This is a genomic window from Chryseosolibacter indicum, assembly GCF_018598585.1.
GTDB lineage: Bacteria > Bacteroidota > Bacteroidia > Cytophagales > Cyclobacteriaceae > Chryseosolibacter > Chryseosolibacter indicus.
In genome coordinates, this window is the sequence record NZ_JAHESD010000008.1 from 86,482 (window position 1) to 108,014 (window position 21,533).

Sequence of the window (21,533 nt, forward strand, 5' to 3'; positions counted from 1 at the left end):
CTACGCTAATGTTTTTTCAAAGGTGAATTTAGTTGAAGGAGTGGCTCCCAGTTTAAGTTTGAAGTTCAACAGTGAAACATTTGTGCTGTTGTTAATTGAAGATGTTCCAAGGTCGAGTAGTTTTATATCCTCCATATAACAATATTCAGCTATTCCATTTATAAGCATTACAACGGGACTAAAGTAGTTGAAATCTTTGTGATGATCGTGGTAAAAATCATATAGTACATTACGTTTTACCCGAATAGAAATTGACGCGGCCGCTATTCTATCGTTGTAAAACACAGCGAATAACAGAAAGTCATGGGGAAATGTTTGAACCGTTTTTTCAAGGTCTCTGAACTCCATCGAAAGTTTATAGCCTTTGCTGCTTCGGCATTCCTCGATGAATGTGTAAACGTCTCTAAGGTGATCAATATTTAATTTCTGAAAAGTTAACCCTGCTTCTCTTGATTTTAAAAGTCTTCTCTTATCTGAATGCCTTAATGAAGATTCAATGTTTGGCGCATTAATTTCAATAATTGCACTTATGTCTTCCATTTTGTTGTAACCGTGGTCAATTAACATAGTTGTTACAGCGGGCAACAAGTTATTATACTTTTCCGGCGGATTCTTCAAGATGACTTTAGTGACTTTGTTTCTATGAAGTATTTCCTCGACAAAAAGCAGAAAGTTAAAAAGTATCGGGTTAGGTACGTCTTCGCAGAAGTCAATACCTCCAAAAGGACTTTTGAAAGGGCTTATGGCTACTCGATCTTTAGTGTTGAAGAATATAGCTGCAACAATGCTTCTTTCTTTTTTATTTATGATATAGAATGAAGACCATCCCGTTAATGACTGAAGAAGTAAATGCTCTCGCCTGTTGAAGATAGCTAGTTCAAAGGCCAACTTATAATCAGGTGTAAGCTCACCTTCATAAAAAGAATATTCTTCCAACTAATATGGTATTCCTAATCTTTTATAAATGAAATGCATAAGCCAGGCAGGGCCTATCAGCAGGAATTGTATATCTTTAAAGAACGACGGTTTCTTTCCCTCGACCTTATGCCCATAGAACTGGCCGATCCATGCCACTACAAAAATAACAATAGAAGTGAGCCATAAAGGGGCTACTCCTGATTCGCTGATAACTCTTGCCATAAACAGACACATAATAGCAAACAGCAACATGCCAATACTTAGCGAGATAGAAAGAGAAACATAGTATACGAGCACAAGAATAAGTATAACGGCTGCCCAGTTTGCGTAAGGGTTGCCCTCTCCGAGAAAGCGCTCGATTACTCCAGAGGGTATAGAAGCAATTAAACCAACAATACTGAAAAATATAAGGGGCACGCAAATCCAGTGAATTGCTTTATTGGTGGCGTTTCGGTGACTTTCACCATACTCCGCTAAAAGTTCATCTATCCTGCGCATGTGGATTAGTTTAAAGTAAGTTAACGATAATGGGCAAATGGGTCAATAGCAACTTGCTAAACATTCAACTACTTTACTTTTGTTTTAACTTTGCTCCAATCCTTTACCTGCCAGAAAACCTTTCCCGTAGTTAAATGATTTCCTTTCTCATCATGTATCTTCACTTCACAGGTCAGGTTTACAGCATCCTGACTTTGCAGAGGTTTGTAAATATTCTGCTCAAGCCAGTCCTGAGAAATCGAAAAGTGTGCATATGAATCTGTTTTTCCCTGGTAATGATAGTCCATTTCAAGGCGTTGCATGATTATTCTGTACTTCTTGCCGTCAAGTTTTGTGATGAGAAGAAAACCAGTGGTAAATTCAGAAAGGGTAGCAAGAGCACAGGCATGGAGTCCGCGAATGTGATTAAAGTTTTTCTTTTTATAAGGGATGAAAGTTTTAAGGGAGTAGTCGCCTATCTCAATGATCTTAAATCCGTGAGGTTTATTAAAGGGAATCATCCTATCAAGTGCCCAGTTAAGAAGCGTTCTGTAAAAGGATGAGTGCTTGGCTTTTTCAGTAATAACAAAGGGATTGATCATAGAAAGTACAATAAAATGCATGGTAAGTTAACAAAGGATTTGTAATAACGTAATTACCATTTTTATGTACATTGTTTTTCCAATATTCGTCAAAGGGTAGAGACCATCGCTACATGCCTGTGCTTAGCTACATGCAGGATGGTGGTCTTTTTATTAACTAGATAAATTTCTAGTTTGTAGCTTCTTTTACGTTCTCTCGTGCCTCTTTAAGATCTTTTAATGTTCCTGTGGTCTTCATGGCAATTTTGCTGTCGTCAAACATCTCATTCTTACTTACAATTTTGCACGAAAAGTTTACAGCAAAGGGAGTGTCATCTTTGTTAAACAATGTATTCCATGCCAGCTTCGCTATTTTTTGTGTTTGAATGTCAAGCTGCACCGGAACTGTAGCGGAAGATTTAGCAGGTATATTGGTTATGCCTGGAATTGTCCCATTCATTTCAAGGTCTTTGCCTACTACTACATCGTAGTTCGCATCCTCCATTATTAAAGGATATGTATTTGGGTTCTCAACCACCACGTCCATCTTTAGAGAAGATTCTTTAAACTTTAACTTCTTTATATCAAGATCTTCTGTTTTAATTTTAGGAAGAAGGAATGAAGGGAGCTTTTTTGTTTCATCAAAATCAAAAGTACGCTTGCCCGCTATAGGAACGTCAATATCCATTGATGCCTGCAGTGTATAAACAGCACTGTCTATTTTTTGATCCTTAAGCTGGTCAAGTATAGATATCAATGGCTTTGCAAGAATTTCCATCGGCATTTCAATAGATGAGCTGTCATTCGACTTAACGCTGATCGGCTTATTGTATGAACTTTCAAGAACTTTTGTTCCGTTAATTAGTAACCGGTAATTCAGTTTCTGCGATTTTAACTCTACAGGTAACGGATTTTTTAAATTCATCTTTGCGTTCATGTCAATTTTTTCATCGTCGATATTGTTAATCGATACCGATGCTACTGATAACTCGGGCTGCAACATTGAATTGTTTTTGTTGTTTATTTTTGCTGCTCTCCACCATATTAATGCAATGGCAACAAATACCATTGCAATTGCTACTACCCATATTCTCGATCTCATGCTGTTCAAGTTTAAATTGGTAGCTGTGTCGTAATAATTCGTACCCCTAACTATATCGTTATAAGCAGGTGGTTTGCGTAGATGAAAATTCTCAAAAGGATATACTCCTTCCATCAATATGGGTATTACTTAATGGGTACACGCACTACCGTGCAGATTGCGGGGGATGACGAAGTAATAAATTCTTATTTATATCCTTCTAACGGCCAGTCTGCTTTTCCAGTAGCCGTAACTAAAATAGATGACAAGACCAAAAGCCATCCAGCCGAAGAAAACAACCCAGCTACGCGCAGGTATTTCAATCATCAGGTAGAGGCAGCACAACATGCCAAGCACAGGAATGAGAGAAAACTTTTTGATGAAAGTAACAACAGCGATTGCAATTGCAATCCCAATAAATATGAGGAACAGTAATTCCTGACGTGAGTCATGACTTAAATTTAATGCTGCATCACTTATGCGATCCTGAAAAGAGTAGAGAAATATGATGAGCAACACCGGAATGATGAACTGCCCGTTAATGTAGGGGAGCCTGAACCGCTTAACACCGGGATTAGATTCTTTAGGGAGTACGAGTACACCACCACATACGAGAACAAAGGCAAACAATGTCCCTATGCTGGTAAGGTCTGTCATCAATGCACTTTCTACAAAAAGTGATGGTATACCAACGATAATACCTGTAATGATGGTAGAGAAAGCAGGCGTATGATGCTTTGGGTGAATACTGGCAAATCTACCGGGCAACAAGCCATCTCTGCTCATGCTCATCCAGATTCTCGGTTGCCCAATTTGAAAAACAAGAAGAACGCTTGTTGCAGCAACTACTGCGCTTACAGAAATGAAGAATCCTACTTTGCTTAGATTAATTTTTTCAAATACATAAGCCAGCGGATCAGACACATTGTTGAACTCGCCGTAGTGTACCATACCTGTTATTACCAGCGTAACCACAACGTATATAAGCGTACAGATAATAAGTGAGTATATCATTCCTTTAGGCATGTCACGCTGCGGATTTGCACATTCTTCAGCTGTAGTTGAAATGGCATCGAAGCCAATGTAAGCAAAGAATACTGCAGAGACGCCTTTCAATACACCGCTAAAACCATTTGGAAGAAAAGGGGTCCAGTTATCTGTATCAATGTAAAATAAGCCGATGATCACAATGATGGCCAGTACAACAAGCTTGAGGGCCACCATGAAGTTTGCGCTCTTTTTACTTTCTTTAATGCCGATATAGGCGAGGATGGTGATAATTAAAATGATTAGGGCTGCTGGCAGGTTTGCGATAAACTTGAAGCCTATTATTGTAGGCGCTGTTGTCCAGGCCATACCAATAGTAGTTTCACCTGCTTCCTGTGCGCGTAAAAAAGCCTGATGCGCCGTCTCCGGATCAGTTGCCAACCATGGCGGCAAGTGTAGGCCCAGGCCTTCCAATAAGTTAACAAAGTAGCTGCTCCATGAAATAGACACAACAACATTTCCGATACCATATTCGAGAATCAGGGCCCAACCAATAATCCAGGCTGTTACTTCGCCAAAGGTTACGTACGAGTATGTATAGGCACTTCCAGCAACAGGTATTCGCGACGCAAATTCGGCATAACACAAGGCGGTAAAACCACACGTAATAGCGGTAATAATAAATAGGAAAATAACACCAGGGCCCCCATTGTAGGCTGCTTGACCAATTGTTGAAAAGATTCCAGCTCCAATAACAGCGGCAATACCCATTGAAGTAAGGTCACGTACTCCTAAAACTTTCCGTAGTTCACTTCCATGGCCGTCACCACCATGCCTTGCATCTTCTATTGTACTTTCGAGCGGTTTCTTTCTGAAAAGAGAATTCAACATTTAGCAGCGTTTAGGTGCCCCGAAAATAGTAAAATAAACCAGTTCAATAAATTCCGTGTTGTAAGTGGCATAGTTTAAATCCGAAAGGAGCATGAAAGTACTACTTCTTGCGGGAGCATATAAACATTTTGTCAGTTGCTTGCGATTGAACCGAAATAACTCCACAAGAACTTACTGAAGTTAACGGATTTACTTAAATTAATGGCGCCTTAAAAACTAAGGTGTGCTAATTTTTTAAACTTACTTAAATTTTTTTATGGACGTGGCACCTATTGAAAATGAAGCTTTACAATCAAGTTCAGATGAGGTAAGGGTTACCATTACGCAGGAGGAAATCAATATCCTCCCCTTAAAAACTTTTGATGGGAAAACTTCGGTAGTTAGTGAAGCCGATAAACTCCCGAAGATTGTTAAGGAGATTGAGAAATACGATGTGGTTGGGTTTGATACGGAGACGCGTCCGAGTTTTAAGAAAGGTCAACTATATCAGGTCTCATTGTTGCAGCTTGCTATACCGGAAAAGGTTTTTCTGATCAGGGTAAACCATACGGGCGTAACAGACGAAATAGCGCAACTTTTTGAAAATGAAAAAATTGTAAAGGCAGGTGTAGGTATCCGTGATGACCTGAAGGCACTGCAGAAGCTTAGGGCTTTTGAGCCGAAGAACTGTTTCGACTTGCAGACGTTGGCTAAACAAGCAGGTCTGCAGGTTGAAAGCGTAAAGAAATTGTCGGCTTTACTGTTAGGTTTCCGGATATCGAAGGGAGCCCAAACTTCCAACTGGGAAGCTCCGACCTTAACGCAGAAGCAAATTGAGTACGCAGCTACAGATGCCTGGGTGTGTTTGGAGTTGTATAAGAAGCTTAGACACAACTAAATTTTCTATGTCTCGTATTGTGAATTTAAAAAGCTATGGCTGACGTAAAGATCGTAGAGAAAAAACTCTTATCCGATAATTGGTATAAACTCTATAAGTATACTTTCGAGATCAAGGACAAGAAGGGGAATACCCAAACCCAAAGCCGTGAGGCGTATGACAGGGGAAATGGGGCTACCATTCTTTTATACAATGTTCAACAGAAAACAGTGGTGCTTACCAAGCAATTCCGACTTCCCTCGTTTGTTAATGGAAATGCTGACGGGATGATGATTGAGGCTATTGCCGGATTACTGGATGAGGATAGTCCTGAAGAATGTATTAAACGCGAAACTGAAGAAGAAACAGGCTATCGTATTTCGCGTGTCGAGAAGATCTATGAAGCCTACATGTCGCCCGGCTCGGTAACAGAGATATTATACTTCTTTATTGGCGAGTATACCAAAGATCAAAAAGTAAATGAAGGTGGCGGTGTAGATGAAGGTGAGGATATTGAAGTACTTGAAGTTAAGGCGGACGATGCCTTTAAAATGATAGCAACGGGCGAGATCCGTGATGCAAAAACCATCATGCTCCTCCAGTATATCAAATTAAAAGGTATCCTGTAACCTTTAACTTAACGGAAGACTGTTAAAAGCTATCCACCTTTTAATGATTCCCAGAAATCGCTTTAAATGATCTTTGTTAAGAAAGATGTTCGACCACGTGTCAAACTTCTCGCATTGAATTCTTAAGTAGAAGAACCAGATGCTGATGGCAATAAAAGACATAATGCGCTTTTCTTCGTCAGAGATGCGTATCATGCTCTCATATCCTTTTAAAAAGCTTTCTGCTTTCGGTTGATAATCACTTGTATTGGCGTTGGTGTTGAAAAGTTGTATCAGAAAATAACTTATATCATAACAAAGCCATCCATTACCACAGAAGTCGAAATCGAAAATGGTGATCGTTCCATCATCCTGAATATGCATATTATCAAACCAGATATCCAGGTGGATGGCACCTGTACGTACATCGCCTGAATTTATTTGCTCATAGAAATCCAGCAATTGATGCGTGGTTCGCTCAATAAAATGTATTTCGTCTGAAGATTCTTTAAAGAATGACTTAATGGTTGCTAATGAGTCTGTTAATAGCACCTTTGGCGTATACGATACCCGTTCTAGCCTCAGGTGTTGCGTTGCCTGATGCATTTTTGCCATGGCAACGCCTATGGTATAACTTATCTCTGGTGTAAAGTTGCTTACCTTTCCACCTTCGGCGTAAGAAAAAAGTACACCATAACGTTTTCCTTCAGGAGCATGTACCTCGTGGATATAACTATCTTCTTTATCAGGTAGGGGATAGGAAACAGGTATATTGTTGTCTTTAAGATGTAGAAGAAGTCTTACCTCTTCCAAAATCTCAAGTTTTGTTCGCCAGTTAAATGTATAAATCCTGAATACATATTTTTTGTCGGCGTCGTTTACAAAATAAAGGTGATTAATGCCCGTGCGAAACAGACGGCACGTAACGCTTTCACTAAAGGTATATTTTTCTTTCAGATATTGGGCGAGATGTGTGGCAGAGAGGGTTGACGCTGTAACAGGGAAGACGGACGTGTGCATAAAGGTGCTTGAAGGCCACAATTTAACCAATATCATTGAACCCAAAATTGTCATTAGAAAGAAGGAAGTAAACTTCTGGTATCCATGGCTCTGTAAGCAGTGATGAGCCGCCAATCAGCTATTAGTAACCCATCAGAGTGCCTGGGAAGTGCCTGCGGTTAATCTCGGGTATCCTTCGGTCAAAATGCTCCTGACCGAACACCACCGTAGGCACCCAAGGGGCATCCAGGAAGCACTCTACCGCTATTCTCTATCGTTATTCTATTATTAGTCAATATTAATGAATAAGCAAGGAAGCTATTCGCTTCCCTTTCCTGTTTCCCTTTGCCTTTCCATATTTGCTCGCCCTCGCGACTGCCGTTTTTCTTCTTGCTGCAACGGGGGTGTTCGCTTCCGGGATAGATCTCTCATGGCAGGCGATGTTTTCTGAAGCTCAACGGTTCTGTGTTGTTGTGGGATAACAGTACGTTGTTGAAAATCTGTATTTATGTTAGACTCTCGTTTTAAATCCTGTTGTCTGAATTGTTTTGTATCGCGATTATTACTCATATCTGGTTTGCTGAAATGATCACTTTCTCTTGGTGTTAGGCTGCGCTGACGATCATTTCTTTCTGGCTCAGAGAAATGCCTGCGCGATGACATATCTCTCTCCTTTGTGTTGGTTCTTCTGTCATTAAAATCTTCTCTGCGTCGCTCTTTTCCATATTCTCTCCTTGCGTTGTAATCATGGCTGTGTGAAGGCCTTGTGTCACGTCTGTCTCTTCTGGCGTATTCGTGATGATGTTCTTTTCTAAAGTGTTCAACCTTACTATGATGCATGTTATATACTATCACAGAAGTTGTTCTGTGTGGTCGATAAATAGGTTGAGCATAAACAATGCGCCTTGTGCTGCAAACAACATAATGAGGTCGGTAAGGGCGCCATACAGGATAATAATGCACATAAGCAACAGGCCTCCAGGTCCGCCACCATACCGGGCGTGAATACCATCCCCAGGGTGAAATCCAGGCGGTATAACGTGGTGCATACACATATTGAACAGCAGGCCATGCCCACACATTTACAACGGTATTTGTTGTTGTAGCACCTGCGTATGTTCGCACTTCCTGTGTTGGTTCTATGATGGTTTCAATACCATAAATATCTTCATCACCGATGATCTGAAGTACAGCTTTTCCATTCGCTAGCTTTTCAAGTTCAATTACTGCTATGTCCTGGTTTTCGTTGTCAGAAATTACAGCTTGCATAATAAAGGCATGTATGTTTCCCTCATAGCGGTCGAATACTCTGATGTAATCAATATAACCATCACCATTCAGGTCCAGGTTGTTTACTTTCAAATCGGATGAGTTAAGCAGTCTTTCAAATTCTTCAGGAGATGCGGATTTCTTAAATAACTCAAGAGCACCTTCAAGGCTAAACTGATCACCCGGCACTTCAGGTTCAACAGCTTGCGAATACTGTGAATAAGATGTCACCCATCCCAACACCAATATCGCCGTCACCAATAACATTCTAATCGGTTTCATACTTTACAACGTTTGCGTTGGTACTTAAAATGCAAAGAGCAAGCCAGAAAGATGCTGTGTTTTAGAGGGCCGTGTTGTTATAGCTGGTTGAGTGGACCAAACCAGGAACTTTCTTTACTTAATGTCGGTTGAAGGAGACATAAATGCATTCCATTTTTAAGTCCCAATATGAAACTAGCCAACAAACAACAAGCACCTGACTTTACAGTAACCGATATCAGTGGTAAGACCTTGAAGCTTTCTGATTTTAAAGGTAAGAAAGTACACCTCGGCTTTTTCAGGAATGTGAGTTGTCCTTTTTGTAACCTGCGTGTCCATCAGCTCAGTAAGCTTGCTGCGAGCATGAAAGATAAAGGACTCGAGTCTATCTACTTCTTTGAAAGCAAACCGGATGTCATACGCAGAAGCAGTTTTCACCAGGGTGTATCGCCCATACCACTCGTTGGCGATCCGGAAAGAAAAATATATACACAATACGGCATAGAGGCATCTGTTACTAAAATGTTGAGTACACTATTTTCAAAAGGTGTAGCTAAAGACTTTAAGGAAGGCAGGGCACTAGACCTTCCGCAGGATAAGGAGGCAACACAATCGCTTATTCCTGCCGACTTCTTAATCGATGAAAATGGAGTAATCGTGAAAGCGTACTATGGAAGTAATCTTAACGATCACATTTCGATTGATGAAGTAAAAGCTTTCGCAGGCATATAAGCAATCTCTTCAATCATAGAACTAGTAGTATTACCCGAATCAACGGGTAGTACGCTCGTATTTATCATTACTTTAGCATATTCTTGTCTAAATAAGTGATAATGAAATCAGACACGATCAAAACGTTTAATCAGAAGGAATTCCTGAGCAAGTTTATGGGGCCTGCTCCTAAGCTCAGGAAGATGATTAAAGATGATCAGGGTCGTTTCTTTATGGTGCCGGTGCAGGATATGATCAAAATATCGCAGGTGCCCGTGCCTCCTACAAGAGCCACAACGCATACCCTGATTTATTTAACAGAGGGTGTCGCCAGCATGACAATTGGTTTTCAAAAGGTGAGGATCAGAAAAGATGAATGTCTTGTTGTGGCTGCAGGGCAGGTGTTCAGCTACGATAAACATGAGGTAAACAGAGGTTTCATTTCCAACTTTGATGATGATTTTCTGATCAGTCGTATTTCTGGTAAAGAGTTACTAAAGGAATTTGATTTTTTAAACATCTGGGGCAACCCTGTTATTAAACCAAAAGGCAATACTGTAAATTATATAAGGCAGACTCTGCAACGCGTGCTGGATGAATATCAGCATAACGGATTAACCAATGTTGCTCTTATTAAATCGTATTTTATTGCTGCGTTATGCGAGCTGAATACAGCCTATCAGCCTATAGCAAAATCAGGAAGCCAGGTAGCTCTTACATTGGTGAACGGGTTTAAAGAAGCGATCCATAAGTATATTAAAGAAAAACATCATGTTGCTGATTACGCATCGCTACTCCATGTTAGTCCGAATCATTTAAACAAAACTGTCAAGTCAGTAACAGGTAAGCCCGCATCAGCATGGATCAGTGAAACGTTAATTACAGAGGCTAAAGTAATGCTTGTGCACACAGATCATTCTATTAGTGAGATTGCAACAGCACTTGGTGTTTATGATCAATCTTATTTCAGCAGGCTCTTTAAGAAATACGAAAAAGTTACACCACTTGAATACCGGAAAATGATTGATTTATCCTAATTATTGAATTATCCATCCTAATACCTGCATGAACAGTTTCAGCACTTTTGCAGGAATTGTAATTCAATATGTATCTAACCTTACTGGCATTTCATTCTGCTTTCCGATGGCTTGTTTTGCTTTCACTATGCGTGTCCATCTACCAGGCCTTTAAAGGTGTAAGAAACAACAAACTGTTTTCAAAAAACGATAATGCATTAAGGCATTGGACAGCCACCATCGCACACATCCAACTTATCATCGGCATCTTGTTGTATACACAAAGTCCGATTGTAAAATACTTCTACAGCAACTGGCACGAAGCAGTAAATAACATCGACATGCTTTTCTTTTCTATCATCCATTTCCTGTTAATGATATGTGCCATTGTTGTCGTTACCATTGGTTCAGCTTCTGCCAAACGAAAAGAAACCGATCACGAGAAATTCAAAACAATGCTTACGTGGTTCAGCGTAGCGCTTGTACTTATTATCATAGCAATACCCTGGCCGTTTTCACCATTGGCAAACAGACCTTATTTAAGACCACTATAACATGATACAACTTTTAACAACCAACATTGGCCGTCTACGCCTTCTCGCCATGCTCGAAGGCATATCACTTCTTGTACTGATTTTTATCGCCGTGCCCATAAAGCATTTTTACGACAACCCGGCTTTGGTAAAAATGATAGGCCCCATTCACGGCGCCCTGTTCCTGCTTTTTGTTTTTAATACCTTGCACGTAGGTGTTGAACAACGTTGGCGGTTCGCCCAAACCACCTGGAAAGTTTTGCTCGCATGCTTTATCCCTTTCGGTACATTTTACATTGATTATAGGGTTTTAAGGAATTTGCGGTAGCACCGCTCCAGAGTAGCTACCGAGTGGCTTTAGATAAGCTATAGATGATCTCTCATATTCTCTCATTGTTTCCAGATGGTGTCTTATTAAGCACCCTTTTTCTCCCATGGTTCTCCCATTACCCTTCAGATAAGGCCAGTGTTTTATGAGATACCGTGCGATAAAATACACCGTTATGGAACAATCACTAGGGCCACCCTCCACCTACTCTGCGGCTACACTAACCTCATTGCTTATACGATTCAAGGATGGGCATTCGTGATCGGGCTTTCACTTTTGGGAAATATCCGGGCAAAGTTAATTTCAGCTTTCAATATCAAACATCTGCTACACTAAAGTTTTACAAGCACCTGCAATGTAGAGCGTGAGACTTGCTCCATTAGCGCTCCTTTCATGTGGTGGTATTTTTCGAAGGTTTTGGCGTCGTAGTTTTTTACTGTAATCAGTGTAAGGCCAGTGTTGTAGTACACTTCAAAATGCTCATGTAATCTTTTGATCAAGGCCGCTATCTTATCCTGCCTGAAGTCAATACAAAACGAGAATGAGATAGCCGAGTTTTGCATTACATTGATCCTTAGGTTCAATTCCGATAAGGTAGAGAAGATACTTCGCATCTGATCTTCCGATACAAAAGTGTAGTCGGTGACCTTACAGGATACCAGGCACTGGTTGTCCTTAAAAACAATGAGGGGGGGAAGGTGATCTATTTTGCATTCATGAATTTTTGTGCCAGGAAGGGAAGGGTCATCGAAGTTCTTTACATAGAGCGGAATACCTTTATTTGCTAGGGGTTTAATTGTTTTGGGATGTATTACAGACGCGCCATAATAGGTCATTTCGGCTGCCTCTTTAAAAGGCAGTTCATCAAATACAATTGCAGCGTCCGGAACTCTTTTAGGGTCAACGTTCATCACACCCGGCACATCTTTCCAAATGGTTACAGATTGAGCATGAAGGCATGATGCAAAGATGGCTGCGGTAAAGTCAGACCCGTCTCTTCCCAACGTGGTTGTAAGTCCTTCTCTGCTTCTGCCAATGAAACCTTGTGTTAATATGATTTTCTTTCGTTGCAGAATCGTAGGAATCTGCTGCATCTTTTCTTCTGTGGCTTCCCAATCTATTTTGCCTTCGCGATAGGTGCTATCAGTAACAATAAAATTTCTGGCGTCAAGCCATTCAGCAATAAGTTGCTGGTTAAGGAGGTAGCGGTGAACAATAATGGTAGAGATTACTTCGCCCAGTGAGACGACCTGGTCATATTGCTGATCGTCTGCCCGTTTCTTCTTTAGCTCATTTATAAGCGTAGCAAATACATCGTCAATATCTTTCCATACCGGGTGCAGCTCCAGGAAGAGCTCGCGCATAATATCGTAATGATACTTTTTCAGCTTGTCAATTTCAGCGAGGTAATTCTGATTGGCGTAATAAAGGCTTAATATTTTCTCAAGAGCATTTGTGGTTTTGCCCATTGCCGAAACAACAATAATAAGGGGATGTTGGGTGTAAGTATGTAGAATAGCCGCTACATTCTTAACGCCTTCTGCATCTTTAACAGAAGCTCCTCCAAACTTAAAAACTTTCATTTATAGTGTTCTAAATCGATTGCATCTTAACTTTACAACATAATCCTAAGACCATGATGAAGACAAATTCAACCAGTATTGAAACCTCGCGCATAGCTCAACCCATAGGTTCAGCGCTTGATCGTTTCATAAAAAACAATCAGAACCAGTTTCAGTATGCCAGTGGTGAGTTGTCGCAGATCTTAAGAGACATTGCACTCGCCTCGAAGGTAGTAAATCGTGAGGTAAACAAAGCAGGACTTATCGATATTATGGGAGCTGTAGGATCTACAAATATGGCAGGCGATCAACAGCAGAAGCTCGACGTGCTCGCTAACATTCGCTTTACAAGAGCACTAGCAAAAGGAGGCGAAGTAGCCGCTCTGATCTCAGAAGAATCAGAGACTTATGTAGATTTGAATAACGATGGCAAATATGTAATTGCTATCGATCCCCTGGACGGATCGTCCAATATCGATGTTAATGTTTCGATAGGTACAATTTTCTCGGTGTACAGAAGGAAGAGCCCTGCAGGCCTACCTATCCAGGAGGAGGATATTTTACAGAAAGGATCAGAACAGGTTGCGGCGGGTTATATTCTGTATGGATCATCAACTATGCTTGTATACACAACAGGTTATGGCGTTAATGGTTTTACTTATGAGCCAAGTCTGGGTGAATATTTTCTATCGCACCCGGATATGCAGATGCCTGATAATGGAAAGATTTACTCTATTAATGAAGGATTATCAAACTCCTTTGATACTTCTGTGAAGGAATATCTAAACGATTGTAAAGAAAAAGCTTTTACTGCGAGGTATATCGGTTCTTTGGTAGCAGACTTCCATCGAAACTTATTAAAAGGAGGCATTTATATTTATCCGCCTACAGCTAAAGATCCTAAAGGAAAACTGCGTCTTATGTATGAGTGTAATGCGTTGGCTTTTGTTGCAGAGCAGGCAGGGGGCAAAGCATCAGACGGAAGAGGCGGAAGGATATTGGATATTCAACCTACAGGGTTACATCAGCGAACACCATTCTTTGTGGGCTCTAAGCACATGGTCGAGCATGCTGAGCGCTTTGCTTAATTTTGATAAATTTAAGAGAAGAGTTAACGAAAATTAACTCTTCTCTTCTTTTGTTCCTTCTTTTTCGGTTGTTTCTGCTTCCTCGTTATCAGTAATAACTTCAGGGGCAAATTTGAGAATGAGCTCGTACCATTTTACAAGCTTCTTCATGTCTGAAGTGTAAACACGGCTTTCGTCAAAATCTGGTAACACTGATTTGAGAAATGCTTTTAATTCAGAAGCATCAGAATTAGTGTCAACACCAAGGTCATTGTTATATTCCTTGTGAATTCTTTTCAAAATCTCCAATAAGGAAACAGTACCTTCTTTCGAAGTAGTGTAGATTGAAATCTCATTTAACAAGGATAATCTATGGCTGCTGGTAGCTACCATTTTGGTTTTAGTATCATCCAGAGATTCTAGTATTACACCAGATTTTGTTGGAGCTACTACTTTAAACAATCCTCCTTTACCACTTACAGTTGCTATTTCAGATAACTTCATAATCGTTGTTTGGGGCGGCAAACTAAAACATTTTAAGCATTATCTGCTAATGCATTTTCGATAAATAACAGTAAGTCGTCTTTGCCGGTTTTCTCTGTTGCGGAGGTGACCAGGAGTGATGGCAACTCAGACCAGGTGCGTTTTAACGTAGCCGAATAAACACTTATATTTTTGTTAAGTTGATTTCGGGTAAGCTTATCGGCTTTTGTAAAAACAAGGCAGAGTGGAATTTCTTTTGAGCCGCACCACTGAATAAACTCAAGGTCTATTTTCTGTGGTTCAAGTCTTACATCAATAAGAATGAACAGGCAATAGAGGTTTTCTCTTTTTAGAATATACTGTTCAATCATTTTTCCGAAACCTTGTCTTTTGTCACGGCTAACACTTGCATATCCATAACCAGGCAAATCTACCAGATACCAATTACTGTTTATTATAAAGTGATTAATTGTTTGGGTCTTACCAGGCTTGCCCGATGTTTTGGCAAGGTTTCTGCGGCTTGTAAGCATATTGATAAGCGACGACTTGCCTACATTAGACCTTCCAATAAATGCAAATTCCGGTTTATCGGGCGGCGGACATTTACTTACATCTGCATGACTAGATACAAACTCGGCATTTTTAATTTCCATAAAGCAGATAGCTTAAAGTAAAGATTGAAGGGCAAAATACTAATAATGTAAGGTTCGTGTAGCTTATGCAGACAATTTTAACGTGTGAGTGCTGCTTTTTTCGTATATTGCTAATATTTTTTGATTTCTAACTTTTATTGTTAATTTTTTAAGCGATGTCCAGTATCCGTGTACTGATTTTTTCAGCTTTTACACTGGCGCTCCTAAACCCCGCATTTGGTCAGCAAGACAACAAAGAACTGGCTAAACAATATATGGAGCAGGCAGAATTGATTCTCGAAGCAACGAAAGCTTTGGATGACGCGCGGGATAATATGGTAACAGCAGCTGACCTTGATACAACGTTGTTGAAGGCAAACTACGGTGCGGCCCATCTCCATTTAATTACGATTAATAAGAATCTTGCAGTAAAATACCTGATGCGTGTTTATCGCCAAGACCCAAACTACAGGTTTGATCTGGAGTACTGGATCGGGAAGAGCTATCAATATGGTCTGGAGTTCGACAAGGCAATTGATTTTTATAATCGTTATAAACGTAAATTACAACAAAAGTCCAATTACCAGGGTAAGGATAAAGTTGCAGTAACTACCGTTGACCGCGCTATTTTTGAATGTGAGAACGGGAAGAACTTCGTATCTAATCCAAAAAACTTTTCTATAGTTAATATAGGAAGAGAAATCAATTCTGAATACGATGATTATGCTCCTGTGTTTAATGAAGCAGGAACTGAAATAGTTTTTACAACCAGAAGAAAAGACGGCAACTTGAATGAAAACGTGGCGGATGACAACAAGCCGTGGGAAGATATTTTTTACGCAACAAAGTCAGGCAAAAATTGGAATTATGCGAAGAATATTGCTGCGCCAGTAAACAGCCCTACACATGACTCGAACCTAGCAATGTCAGCTGACGGTAGTTTACTATTTAAATATACCGATAATAATGGGGGAGATATTTACTACTCAGAAAGACAAGCGGATGGAACGTGGAGTATGCCAATTCCCCTTCCTGGGATTATCAATTCCAGTTATGAAGAGAAATCAATTTCTATTTCCAAGGATGAAAAGACTTTATACTTCTCAAGTAACAGACCTGGCGGATTTGGAGGTTTAGATATTTATAAGGCTACCAAAGATACCAAAGGCAATTGGACCTACGTGAAGAACCTTGGACCAAAGATTAATACTGAGTTTGATGATGACGGTCCTTTCATTGATTATGATGGGGTTACTTTGTATTTCTCAAGTAAAGGCCATAAGGGTATGGGTGGTCATGATATTTTCAAAGCTACTGCGCTTAACAATAACGATTGGAGCGATCCTGAAAATTTAGGTTATCCTATAAACACACCTGATGATGACGTGTTCTTTATTAGTTCACCAGATGGTAAAACTGCTTATTACTCGTCGTTACGGGATGATGGAATGGGGTACCAGGACATATACATTATTACAATTCCCGATGGATTAAAAAACACTGAACCTGTTTCAGCAAAAGAATCAACATCAGAAAAGAAAAACGAAGTAACTACAGCGTCTAACAACCAGACACCTGCAAAGACAGAACCCGTTAAAACAGAACCCCTTAAAATAGAGCCTGCGAAAACAGATCCTGTTAAAACAGAACCGATAAAAACAGAGCCTAAGGTAGAGCCAACAAATACGGTGGCGAAAGATGAACCTAAAACGCAACCTGTTAATACAGAACCGAAGAATACAACAGCGCCGAAAGCAGAACCACAAAAAACGCAGCCTGCGACGGAACCTCAGAAGGCATTGATACCAATGAAGTATGTAGTTACTGTGGTAGATGCGGAGGGTCATCCGGTAAGTGCTAAGGTAAGAATGCAGGGTCTTAAGGATAATGTAATTGTAAAGTCTACTACACCTCAATCAGGTACGTATGAGTTTTCAGTAACAAGTAAAACACCTAAAGACTATCGCCTCTCAATAGAAGCTGATGGTTTTGTATTCGTTAATGAGAATGTTAAGCTTGGCGGGGCCGCTACAGAAGAAAAAGTACAGGGCAGAACAATACAAATGAGAAAGCTTACGGTGGGAGTAACTTCTATATTAAGAAACATCTACTTCGACTTTGATAAAGCAACTTTCAAAACAGAGTCTTATGGTGAGCTAAACAAGCTTGAAGCGATGCTTCGCCAAAATTCAAATGTAATGGTGGAAATTGGCGGACATACAGATGGTGTTGGTAGTGTAGCTTACAATACTTTCTTATCGCGGAAGCGTGCTGAAGCTGTTAAGGATTTCCTTGTTAAAAAAGGTATTGATGCACGCAGGGTGAAAGCTGTCGGTTACGGGAAAACAAAACCACTGGCAAGTAACGATGACGAAGAGGAGGGAAGAGAGCTTAATCGCCGCGTAGAATTCAAGGTTCTCTCTAATTAGAAAGTGCTTGTTCAAGAAGTCTAATAACTGAATAATTTCTTTCATAAGTCTAAACCCTCTAACTTGAGGCCTGTTTTATATTCTTAAGTAGAGGGAATGGCAGTTTTACCATATAAACAAGATCAGGCTGGTAAGAAACAGCAGGTGGCTAAGATGTTTGATAACATTAGTCACCGTTATGATTTTTTAAATCACTTTTTAAGTCTTGGTATTGATAAGGGTTGGCGCAAAAAGGCCATAAACACCCTTAGAGCCATCCGTCCAAAGGTTATTCTTGATGTTGCCACTGGTACTGGCGATTTTGCCCTTCAGGCACTCTCTTTAAATCCTGAAAAGGTTATAGGTGTAGATATATCAGAAGGCATGCTAGAAGTAGGTCGAAAAAAGATCCAAAAACTGGGGTTGTCGCATATTGTCGAGTTAAAAGGCGGAGATTCGGAAAATCTTGGTTTTGAAGAAAATAAATTCGATGCTGTCACCGTTGCTTTTGGAGTCAGGAATTTCGAGAACCTTGAAAAAGGATTAACAGAGATACACCGTGTGTTGAAAAGCGAGGGTATGATTGTTGTACTCGAATTTTCCAGACCAAGGGCTTTTCCATTTAAACAGGTTTATAGTTTTTATTTTAAACACATTTTACCTAAAGTGGGCCGTCTGATAAGCAAGGATAGTGCTGCATATACCTACTTGCCTGAATCAGTCGAGGCCTTCCCTGATGGAGAAGCATTTCAAAACATCCTGACAAAAGTTGGATTTAAAGACACTACATGCAGACCATTGACGTTCGGAATCAGCACAATCTATACTGGAAGAAAATAGTATTACTTATTGGTGTATTTGTTCTTTGTCTCTCAACTGTTAGCCAAGCACAAAGAACACGTTGGGTTCAAAAAAACAATCCCAACTACGATGACAGAAAATTTACTTATGGTTTTCTTATCGGTATACATTCAAGCTCATACAGGGTTAAATACTCTGATCGTTTTGTAACCCCCGCATTTGATACAGTATATTCAGTAGATGCAAAATGGTCTCCTGGTTTTGCGCTTGGGTTCATTGTTAATTACAAGCTTGCTGACTTTTTTGATCTTCGTTTAACTCCCTCGGTGGCTTTTCTTGAAAATAAGTTGACATATCGTTTTACAGATGAGACAAAAACGCACGAGGAAGTTGTAGAAACATCTATGGTAGAAATTCCCCTGTTGCTCAAGTATAAATCGGAGCGAAGAGGTAATGTTAGAATGTATATGATTGGGGGAGTGAAGCCGAGTATAGAAGTGTCAGGAAAGAAGCAAGAAGAGAACGTTACAGGATCGCTAGAAGTAACAGGTTCAAACCTTAGTCTAGACTTTGGCTTTGGCTTCGATCTTTATTATCCCCTTTTTAAATTTTCACCAGAAATACGGTTCTCAAAAGGTATGGTGGATATTCTGGATAACAAAAATAATAGCCTTGGCCAACCCCTTAACCGTCTAAGTACCAATACAATTACTGTCTACTTCTTATTTCAATAATATTATTTATGTTGCCATCGGCTGGCAAGCATTAATGTTTCCCGCTCTTTACTCTTGGTGTGATATTCCTGTTGGGATATATTTGTTTCTTTAGTGTTATGGAAAAAAGAAATGTTCTAATAACAGGAGCCACTTCAGGAATAGGAGAGGCGACAGCAAGATTATTATCTGAGAAGGGTTTTAACCTTATTCTTTGTGGAAGGCGCAAGGATAGACTTGAGAAACTGAAAGCTGAACTGTCTTCTAAAACAGAAGTAATTACATTGTCTTTCGATGTTAGAAAGAACGAAGAGGTGCTGGATGCATTATCAGGTTTAACAGGAAAATGGCGGAAGATAGATGTTCTTATAAATAACGCGGGTAATGCACATGGCCTTGATCCTATTCAAAACGGTGATGTAGCTGACTGGGATGCTATGATTGATATTAATGTAAAAGGCTTGCTCTACATGTCAAAGCAGGTGTCAGCGTGGATGATCGAAGGGAAAAGCGGACACATCATTAATATCGGCTCTATCGCAGGAAAAGAAGTTTATCCTAACGGAAATGTTTACTGCGCAAGCAAGTTTGCTGTAGATGCCCTTACCAGGGGAATGAGAATGGACCTTAATCCATATGGGATCAAAGTAACATCTATTAATCCTGGAATGGTAGAAACAGAATTTTCACTTATACGTTTCAAAGGCGATGCTGACAGAGCCTCTAATGTTTATAAAGGATTAACCCCTTTAAAAGGAGAGGATATTGCAGATATAATACTCTATGCTTTGTCTGCTCCTGCACATGTTGTTCTTGCAGATATAACTGTTTTTCCGACGGCACAAGCCAGCGCTACAATTGTTAATCGCAGTAATTAAAGGGCTTATATTATATTTAGCAGAAGTACTTGTTGTACCTATTTCAGGGCGGGAGATAATAAATAAAAAAGGCTTCTTATGAAGAAGCCTTTCGTATTCAAATGAATTTATGTTATCGCTTGAAGCCTAATGCGCTACCACCGCAATAATTGGTAGAACCATCAAAAGTATATTGGATATAATAGATGCCAGTTGTGTTGCAGGGATATGCAATTGCTGATATAAACTGTCCGCCTACTTTACTTGTGGCTACTTTGTTTCTGTTTGAGTCATATAGACTTACTACAATACCATCTGTATTTTGTCCTGCAGCACAAATATTTATCATGTATTGAGTACCTTTTGTAAATACATAGGAGTATTCTACGTAGTCTTTTCCGCCTTTTTCTATTTTGTAACTTTTAAGGAAGTTGAAGCCTTCTGCAAGCTTAGGTATACATTCTGAGCTTAACGCATCGGCATTGCATTGTCCAATTACTTCTAAAGTGCTGAAAACAAAAACAGACAGAACAATGAATATTAACTTTTTCATATTGGCTCTTTATTGATCTTAGCTGATTACCTTGGTTCTGATGTTTGTAATAATTTCGCTGATGCTCTTAATATCATCAGGCGTGATGTCAATAGTGCTTGTGCTATTGTCCTTAATAACCATTACACCATTTACAACTTCGAATGTTGACTCCTTGTATGTATAAGTGATCTTCACTTTATCAAAAGCGGCTTTCAGCTGCTCCATATCGGTCAACAATGATGCCATGTTTTGGTCTGTGTCTTTGTAGAAAGAAAGCAAAAGAATGATATTCTCAAGGATCACTTTTTGTTCACCGATGGTTTCCTGTAATTGCTTGTTATCAGGATTTGCTTTTGAGACCTCACACACAATGTGCAATGCTTCTAACCATCCACCTGTAAGGAAGAGCACGCTTAAGTTGGCTCTGCTTTGCGTCTGAAGGTAGTGGTTAATGCTGTTGAAGTTCTGTGTTGTAATCAATAATAAAGAATCAAGGTTCTTGCTGTTTGTGGCAAGTCTTCCGATTGTTTCAATATCAAAAAACTGGCCAAGGTTAAGACCATCAGCTAGATCCTTAATAGAAGCCATATACTTAACGCCATCCTGATTTTGTTCATAGATGTTAGTATATCCCAAATCGGTTCCGTATACGCCAAGATTGAGAGCCTTTTTGTAATTACTGTTATACTTAGGGAGGTTATCGTTAGAGTTAAGATAAGATACGTTGTATTTCTTACCTGACTCTTTCAGCAATACAGATATTTCCAGCGGGCTGGGTATCGATTGCAGAATATCACCAATTACCTCTTCAGATATAGCAGGGCCTTCGGCTTTTGCAGTATCAAGCCCCTCAAGAAAGGCTTGTTCTTCCGTTTTTTTTCCGGAGCTGCAAGCGAACAAGCAAGCTATAATGAGTCCGGTTGTAATAATTCTCATAGGTGTAAAATTATCCCGTTACA

23 protein-coding genes are annotated in these 21,533 nt (G+C 39.9%); 11 read left to right on the forward strand and 12 right to left on the reverse strand.

The features are described from left to right. From KK060_RS05740 to KK060_RS05760, 5 genes are all read right to left on the reverse strand, one after another. Entirely contained in the window at positions 1 to 936 is a 936-nt protein-coding gene (locus tag KK060_RS05740) for a GNAT family N-acetyltransferase (RefSeq protein WP_254152739.1), read from the reverse strand. Further along, positions 937 to 1,416, reverse strand: coding sequence for an Mpo1 family 2-hydroxy fatty acid dioxygenase (locus KK060_RS05745; protein WP_254152740.1), 480 nt, complete (start codon positions 1,414 to 1,416; stop codon positions 937 to 939). A gap of 68 nt (positions 1,417 to 1,484) precedes the next feature. Then, positions 1,485 to 2,018, reverse strand: coding sequence for a DUF4442 domain-containing protein (locus tag KK060_RS05750; RefSeq protein WP_254152741.1), 534 nt, complete (start codon positions 2,016 to 2,018; stop codon positions 1,485 to 1,487). Positions 2,019 to 2,166: 148 nt separating this feature from the next. Continuing rightward, positions 2,167 to 3,078: an LEA type 2 family protein gene (locus tag KK060_RS05755; protein ID WP_254152742.1), complete on the reverse strand. Its 912-nt coding sequence runs from the start codon at positions 3,076 to 3,078 to the stop codon at positions 2,167 to 2,169. A gap of 189 nt (positions 3,079 to 3,267) precedes the next feature. Further along, the gene (locus KK060_RS05760; RefSeq protein ID WP_254152743.1) at positions 3,268 to 4,935 is read right to left on the reverse strand and encodes an amino acid permease; all 1,668 of its coding nucleotides are present in this window, start codon (positions 4,933 to 4,935) and stop codon (positions 3,268 to 3,270) included. Positions 4,936 to 5,191: 256 nt separating this feature from the next. On the opposite strand from KK060_RS05760, the gene KK060_RS05765 reads away from it, so the two are divergent. Further along, entirely contained in the window at positions 5,192 to 5,812 is a 621-nt protein-coding gene (locus tag KK060_RS05765) for a 3'-5' exonuclease (protein ID WP_254152744.1), read from the forward strand. Positions 5,813 to 5,847: 35 nt separating this feature from the next. After that, positions 5,848 to 6,420, forward strand: a complete 573-nt coding sequence (gene nudK, locus KK060_RS05770) for a GDP-mannose pyrophosphatase NudK (RefSeq protein ID WP_254152745.1) — start codon at positions 5,848 to 5,850, stop codon at positions 6,418 to 6,420. A 3-nt stretch (positions 6,421 to 6,423) separates the two neighbouring features. Here the strand turns inward: nudK and KK060_RS05775 are convergent, their stop codons facing one another. Then, complete coding sequence (locus KK060_RS05775; protein ID WP_254152746.1) at positions 6,424 to 7,419, reverse strand: phosphotransferase; 996 nt, start codon at positions 7,417 to 7,419, stop codon at positions 6,424 to 6,426. Between the two features lie 297 nt (positions 7,420 to 7,716). Continuing rightward, positions 7,717 to 8,949 carry a hypothetical protein gene (locus KK060_RS05780; protein ID WP_254152747.1) on the reverse strand — a complete coding sequence of 411 codons (1,233 nt, stop codon included), beginning with the start codon at positions 8,947 to 8,949 and terminating at the stop codon, positions 7,717 to 7,719. Positions 8,950 to 9,117: 168 nt separating this feature from the next. On the opposite strand from KK060_RS05780, the gene KK060_RS05785 reads away from it, so the two are divergent. The 4 genes from KK060_RS05785 to KK060_RS05800 all read left to right on the forward strand — a co-directional run bounded on the left by KK060_RS05785 (position 9,118) and on the right by KK060_RS05800 (position 11,516). After that, entirely contained in the window at positions 9,118 to 9,660 is a 543-nt protein-coding gene (locus KK060_RS05785; protein WP_254152748.1) for a peroxiredoxin family protein, read from the forward strand. 101 nt (positions 9,661 to 9,761) lie between these two features. Continuing rightward, positions 9,762 to 10,676, forward strand: a complete 915-nt coding sequence (locus KK060_RS05790; protein ID WP_254152749.1) for an AraC family transcriptional regulator — start codon at positions 9,762 to 9,764, stop codon at positions 10,674 to 10,676. Positions 10,677 to 10,744: 68 nt separating this feature from the next. After that, on the forward strand, positions 10,745 to 11,209 hold the full coding sequence (locus KK060_RS05795) for a hypothetical protein (RefSeq protein ID WP_254152750.1): 465 nt from the start codon (positions 10,745 to 10,747) through the stop codon (positions 11,207 to 11,209). 1 nt (position 11,210) lies between these two features. After that, positions 11,211 to 11,516 (forward strand): DUF3817 domain-containing protein, encoded by a 306-nt coding sequence (locus KK060_RS05800; RefSeq protein WP_254152751.1) that lies wholly within the window; start codon positions 11,211 to 11,213, stop codon positions 11,514 to 11,516. Between the two features lie 332 nt (positions 11,517 to 11,848). Here the strand turns inward: KK060_RS05800 and KK060_RS05805 are convergent, their stop codons facing one another. Further along, a complete protein-coding gene (locus tag KK060_RS05805; protein ID WP_254152752.1) occupies positions 11,849 to 13,099 on the reverse strand; it encodes an aspartate kinase in 1,251 nt (416 codons plus the stop codon). Positions 13,100 to 13,155: 56 nt separating this feature from the next. Between KK060_RS05805 and fbp the strand changes: the two genes are divergently transcribed. Next, positions 13,156 to 14,166: a class 1 fructose-bisphosphatase gene (gene fbp / locus KK060_RS05810; RefSeq protein ID WP_254152783.1), complete on the forward strand. Its 1,011-nt coding sequence runs from the start codon at positions 13,156 to 13,158 to the stop codon at positions 14,164 to 14,166. Between the two features lie 33 nt (positions 14,167 to 14,199). Here the strand turns inward: fbp and KK060_RS05815 are convergent, their stop codons facing one another. Both KK060_RS05815 and yihA read right to left on the reverse strand, forming a co-directional pair. Further along, positions 14,200 to 14,649, reverse strand: coding sequence for a DUF5606 family protein (locus KK060_RS05815; RefSeq protein WP_254152753.1), 450 nt, complete (start codon positions 14,647 to 14,649; stop codon positions 14,200 to 14,202). A gap of 32 nt (positions 14,650 to 14,681) precedes the next feature. Continuing rightward, a complete protein-coding gene (gene yihA, locus KK060_RS05820; protein ID WP_254152754.1) occupies positions 14,682 to 15,281 on the reverse strand; it encodes a ribosome biogenesis GTP-binding protein YihA/YsxC in 600 nt (199 codons plus the stop codon). A 155-nt stretch (positions 15,282 to 15,436) separates the two neighbouring features. Here yihA and KK060_RS25335 point away from each other — a divergent pair, with 155 nt between their 5' ends. The 4 genes from KK060_RS25335 to KK060_RS05840 all read left to right on the forward strand — a co-directional run bounded on the left by KK060_RS25335 (position 15,437) and on the right by KK060_RS05840 (position 20,060). Continuing rightward, positions 15,437 to 17,689 (forward strand): OmpA family protein, encoded by a 2,253-nt coding sequence (locus KK060_RS25335; RefSeq protein WP_254152755.1) that lies wholly within the window; start codon positions 15,437 to 15,439, stop codon positions 17,687 to 17,689. A gap of 96 nt (positions 17,690 to 17,785) precedes the next feature. Further along, positions 17,786 to 18,508: a bifunctional demethylmenaquinone methyltransferase/2-methoxy-6-polyprenyl-1,4-benzoquinol methylase UbiE gene (gene ubiE, locus KK060_RS05830; RefSeq protein ID WP_254152756.1), complete on the forward strand. Its 723-nt coding sequence runs from the start codon at positions 17,786 to 17,788 to the stop codon at positions 18,506 to 18,508. Further along, positions 18,457 to 19,203 (forward strand): type IX secretion/gliding motility protein PorT/SprT, encoded by a 747-nt coding sequence (gene porT, locus KK060_RS05835; RefSeq protein ID WP_254152757.1) that lies wholly within the window; start codon positions 18,457 to 18,459, stop codon positions 19,201 to 19,203. Before ubiE ends, porT begins: the two co-directional genes overlap by 52 nt. Positions 19,204 to 19,301: 98 nt before the next feature. After that, the gene (locus KK060_RS05840; protein ID WP_254152758.1) at positions 19,302 to 20,060 is read left to right on the forward strand and encodes an SDR family NAD(P)-dependent oxidoreductase; all 759 of its coding nucleotides are present in this window, start codon (positions 19,302 to 19,304) and stop codon (positions 20,058 to 20,060) included. 112 nt (positions 20,061 to 20,172) lie between these two features. Here KK060_RS05840 and KK060_RS05845 read toward each other — a convergent pair whose 3' ends face one another. Beyond that, positions 20,173 to 20,592 carry a hypothetical protein gene (locus tag KK060_RS05845; protein WP_254152759.1) on the reverse strand — a complete coding sequence of 140 codons (420 nt, stop codon included), beginning with the start codon at positions 20,590 to 20,592 and terminating at the stop codon, positions 20,173 to 20,175. 18 nt (positions 20,593 to 20,610) lie between these two features. Next, positions 20,611 to 21,510: a hypothetical protein gene (locus KK060_RS05850; RefSeq protein ID WP_254152760.1), complete on the reverse strand. Its 900-nt coding sequence runs from the start codon at positions 21,508 to 21,510 to the stop codon at positions 20,611 to 20,613. Between the last annotated feature and the right edge of the window lie 23 nt (positions 21,511 to 21,533).

Excerpts from the sequence above, each read along its gene's own strand:
- KK060_RS05745 (WP_254152740.1), bottom strand. The coding sequence starts at position 1,416 with ATGCGCAGGATAGATGAACTTTTAGCGGAGTATGGTGAAAGTCACCGA.
- KK060_RS05750 (WP_254152741.1), bottom strand. The coding sequence starts at position 2,018 with ATGCATTTTATTGTACTTTCTATGATCAATCCCTTTGTTATTACTGAA.
- KK060_RS05755 (WP_254152742.1), bottom strand. The coding sequence starts at position 3,078 with ATGAGATCGAGAATATGGGTAGTAGCAATTGCAATGGTATTTGTTGCC.
- KK060_RS05760 (WP_254152743.1), bottom strand. The coding sequence starts at position 4,935 with ATGTTGAATTCTCTTTTCAGAAAGAAACCGCTCGAAAGTACAATAGAA.
- KK060_RS05765 (WP_254152744.1), top strand. The coding sequence starts at position 5,192 with ATGGACGTGGCACCTATTGAAAATGAAGCTTTACAATCAAGTTCAGAT.
- nudK (WP_254152745.1), top strand. The coding sequence starts at position 5,848 with ATGGCTGACGTAAAGATCGTAGAGAAAAAACTCTTATCCGATAATTGG.
- KK060_RS05775 (WP_254152746.1), bottom strand. The coding sequence starts at position 7,419 with ATGCACACGTCCGTCTTCCCTGTTACAGCGTCAACCCTCTCTGCCACA.
- KK060_RS05780 (WP_254152747.1), bottom strand. The coding sequence starts at position 8,949 with ATGAAACCGATTAGAATGTTATTGGTGACGGCGATATTGGTGTTGGGA.
- KK060_RS05785 (WP_254152748.1), top strand. The coding sequence starts at position 9,118 with ATGAAACTAGCCAACAAACAACAAGCACCTGACTTTACAGTAACCGAT.
- KK060_RS05790 (WP_254152749.1), top strand. The coding sequence starts at position 9,762 with ATGAAATCAGACACGATCAAAACGTTTAATCAGAAGGAATTCCTGAGC.
- KK060_RS05795 (WP_254152750.1), top strand. The coding sequence starts at position 10,745 with ATGTATCTAACCTTACTGGCATTTCATTCTGCTTTCCGATGGCTTGTT.
- KK060_RS05800 (WP_254152751.1), top strand. The coding sequence starts at position 11,211 with ATGATACAACTTTTAACAACCAACATTGGCCGTCTACGCCTTCTCGCC.
- KK060_RS05805 (WP_254152752.1), bottom strand. The coding sequence starts at position 13,099 with ATGAAAGTTTTTAAGTTTGGAGGAGCTTCTGTTAAAGATGCAGAAGGC.
- fbp (WP_254152783.1), top strand. The coding sequence starts at position 13,156 with ATGAAGACAAATTCAACCAGTATTGAAACCTCGCGCATAGCTCAACCC.
- KK060_RS05815 (WP_254152753.1), bottom strand. The coding sequence starts at position 14,649 with ATGAAGTTATCTGAAATAGCAACTGTAAGTGGTAAAGGAGGATTGTTT.
- yihA (WP_254152754.1), bottom strand. The coding sequence starts at position 15,281 with ATGGAAATTAAAAATGCCGAGTTTGTATCTAGTCATGCAGATGTAAGT.
- KK060_RS25335 (WP_254152755.1), top strand. The coding sequence starts at position 15,437 with ATGTCCAGTATCCGTGTACTGATTTTTTCAGCTTTTACACTGGCGCTC.
- ubiE (WP_254152756.1), top strand. The coding sequence starts at position 17,786 with ATGGCAGTTTTACCATATAAACAAGATCAGGCTGGTAAGAAACAGCAG.
- porT (WP_254152757.1), top strand. The coding sequence starts at position 18,457 with ATGCAGACCATTGACGTTCGGAATCAGCACAATCTATACTGGAAGAAA.
- KK060_RS05840 (WP_254152758.1), top strand. The coding sequence starts at position 19,302 with ATGGAAAAAAGAAATGTTCTAATAACAGGAGCCACTTCAGGAATAGGA.
- KK060_RS05845 (WP_254152759.1), bottom strand. The coding sequence starts at position 20,592 with ATGAAAAAGTTAATATTCATTGTTCTGTCTGTTTTTGTTTTCAGCACT.
- KK060_RS05850 (WP_254152760.1), bottom strand. The coding sequence starts at position 21,510 with ATGAGAATTATTACAACCGGACTCATTATAGCTTGCTTGTTCGCTTGC.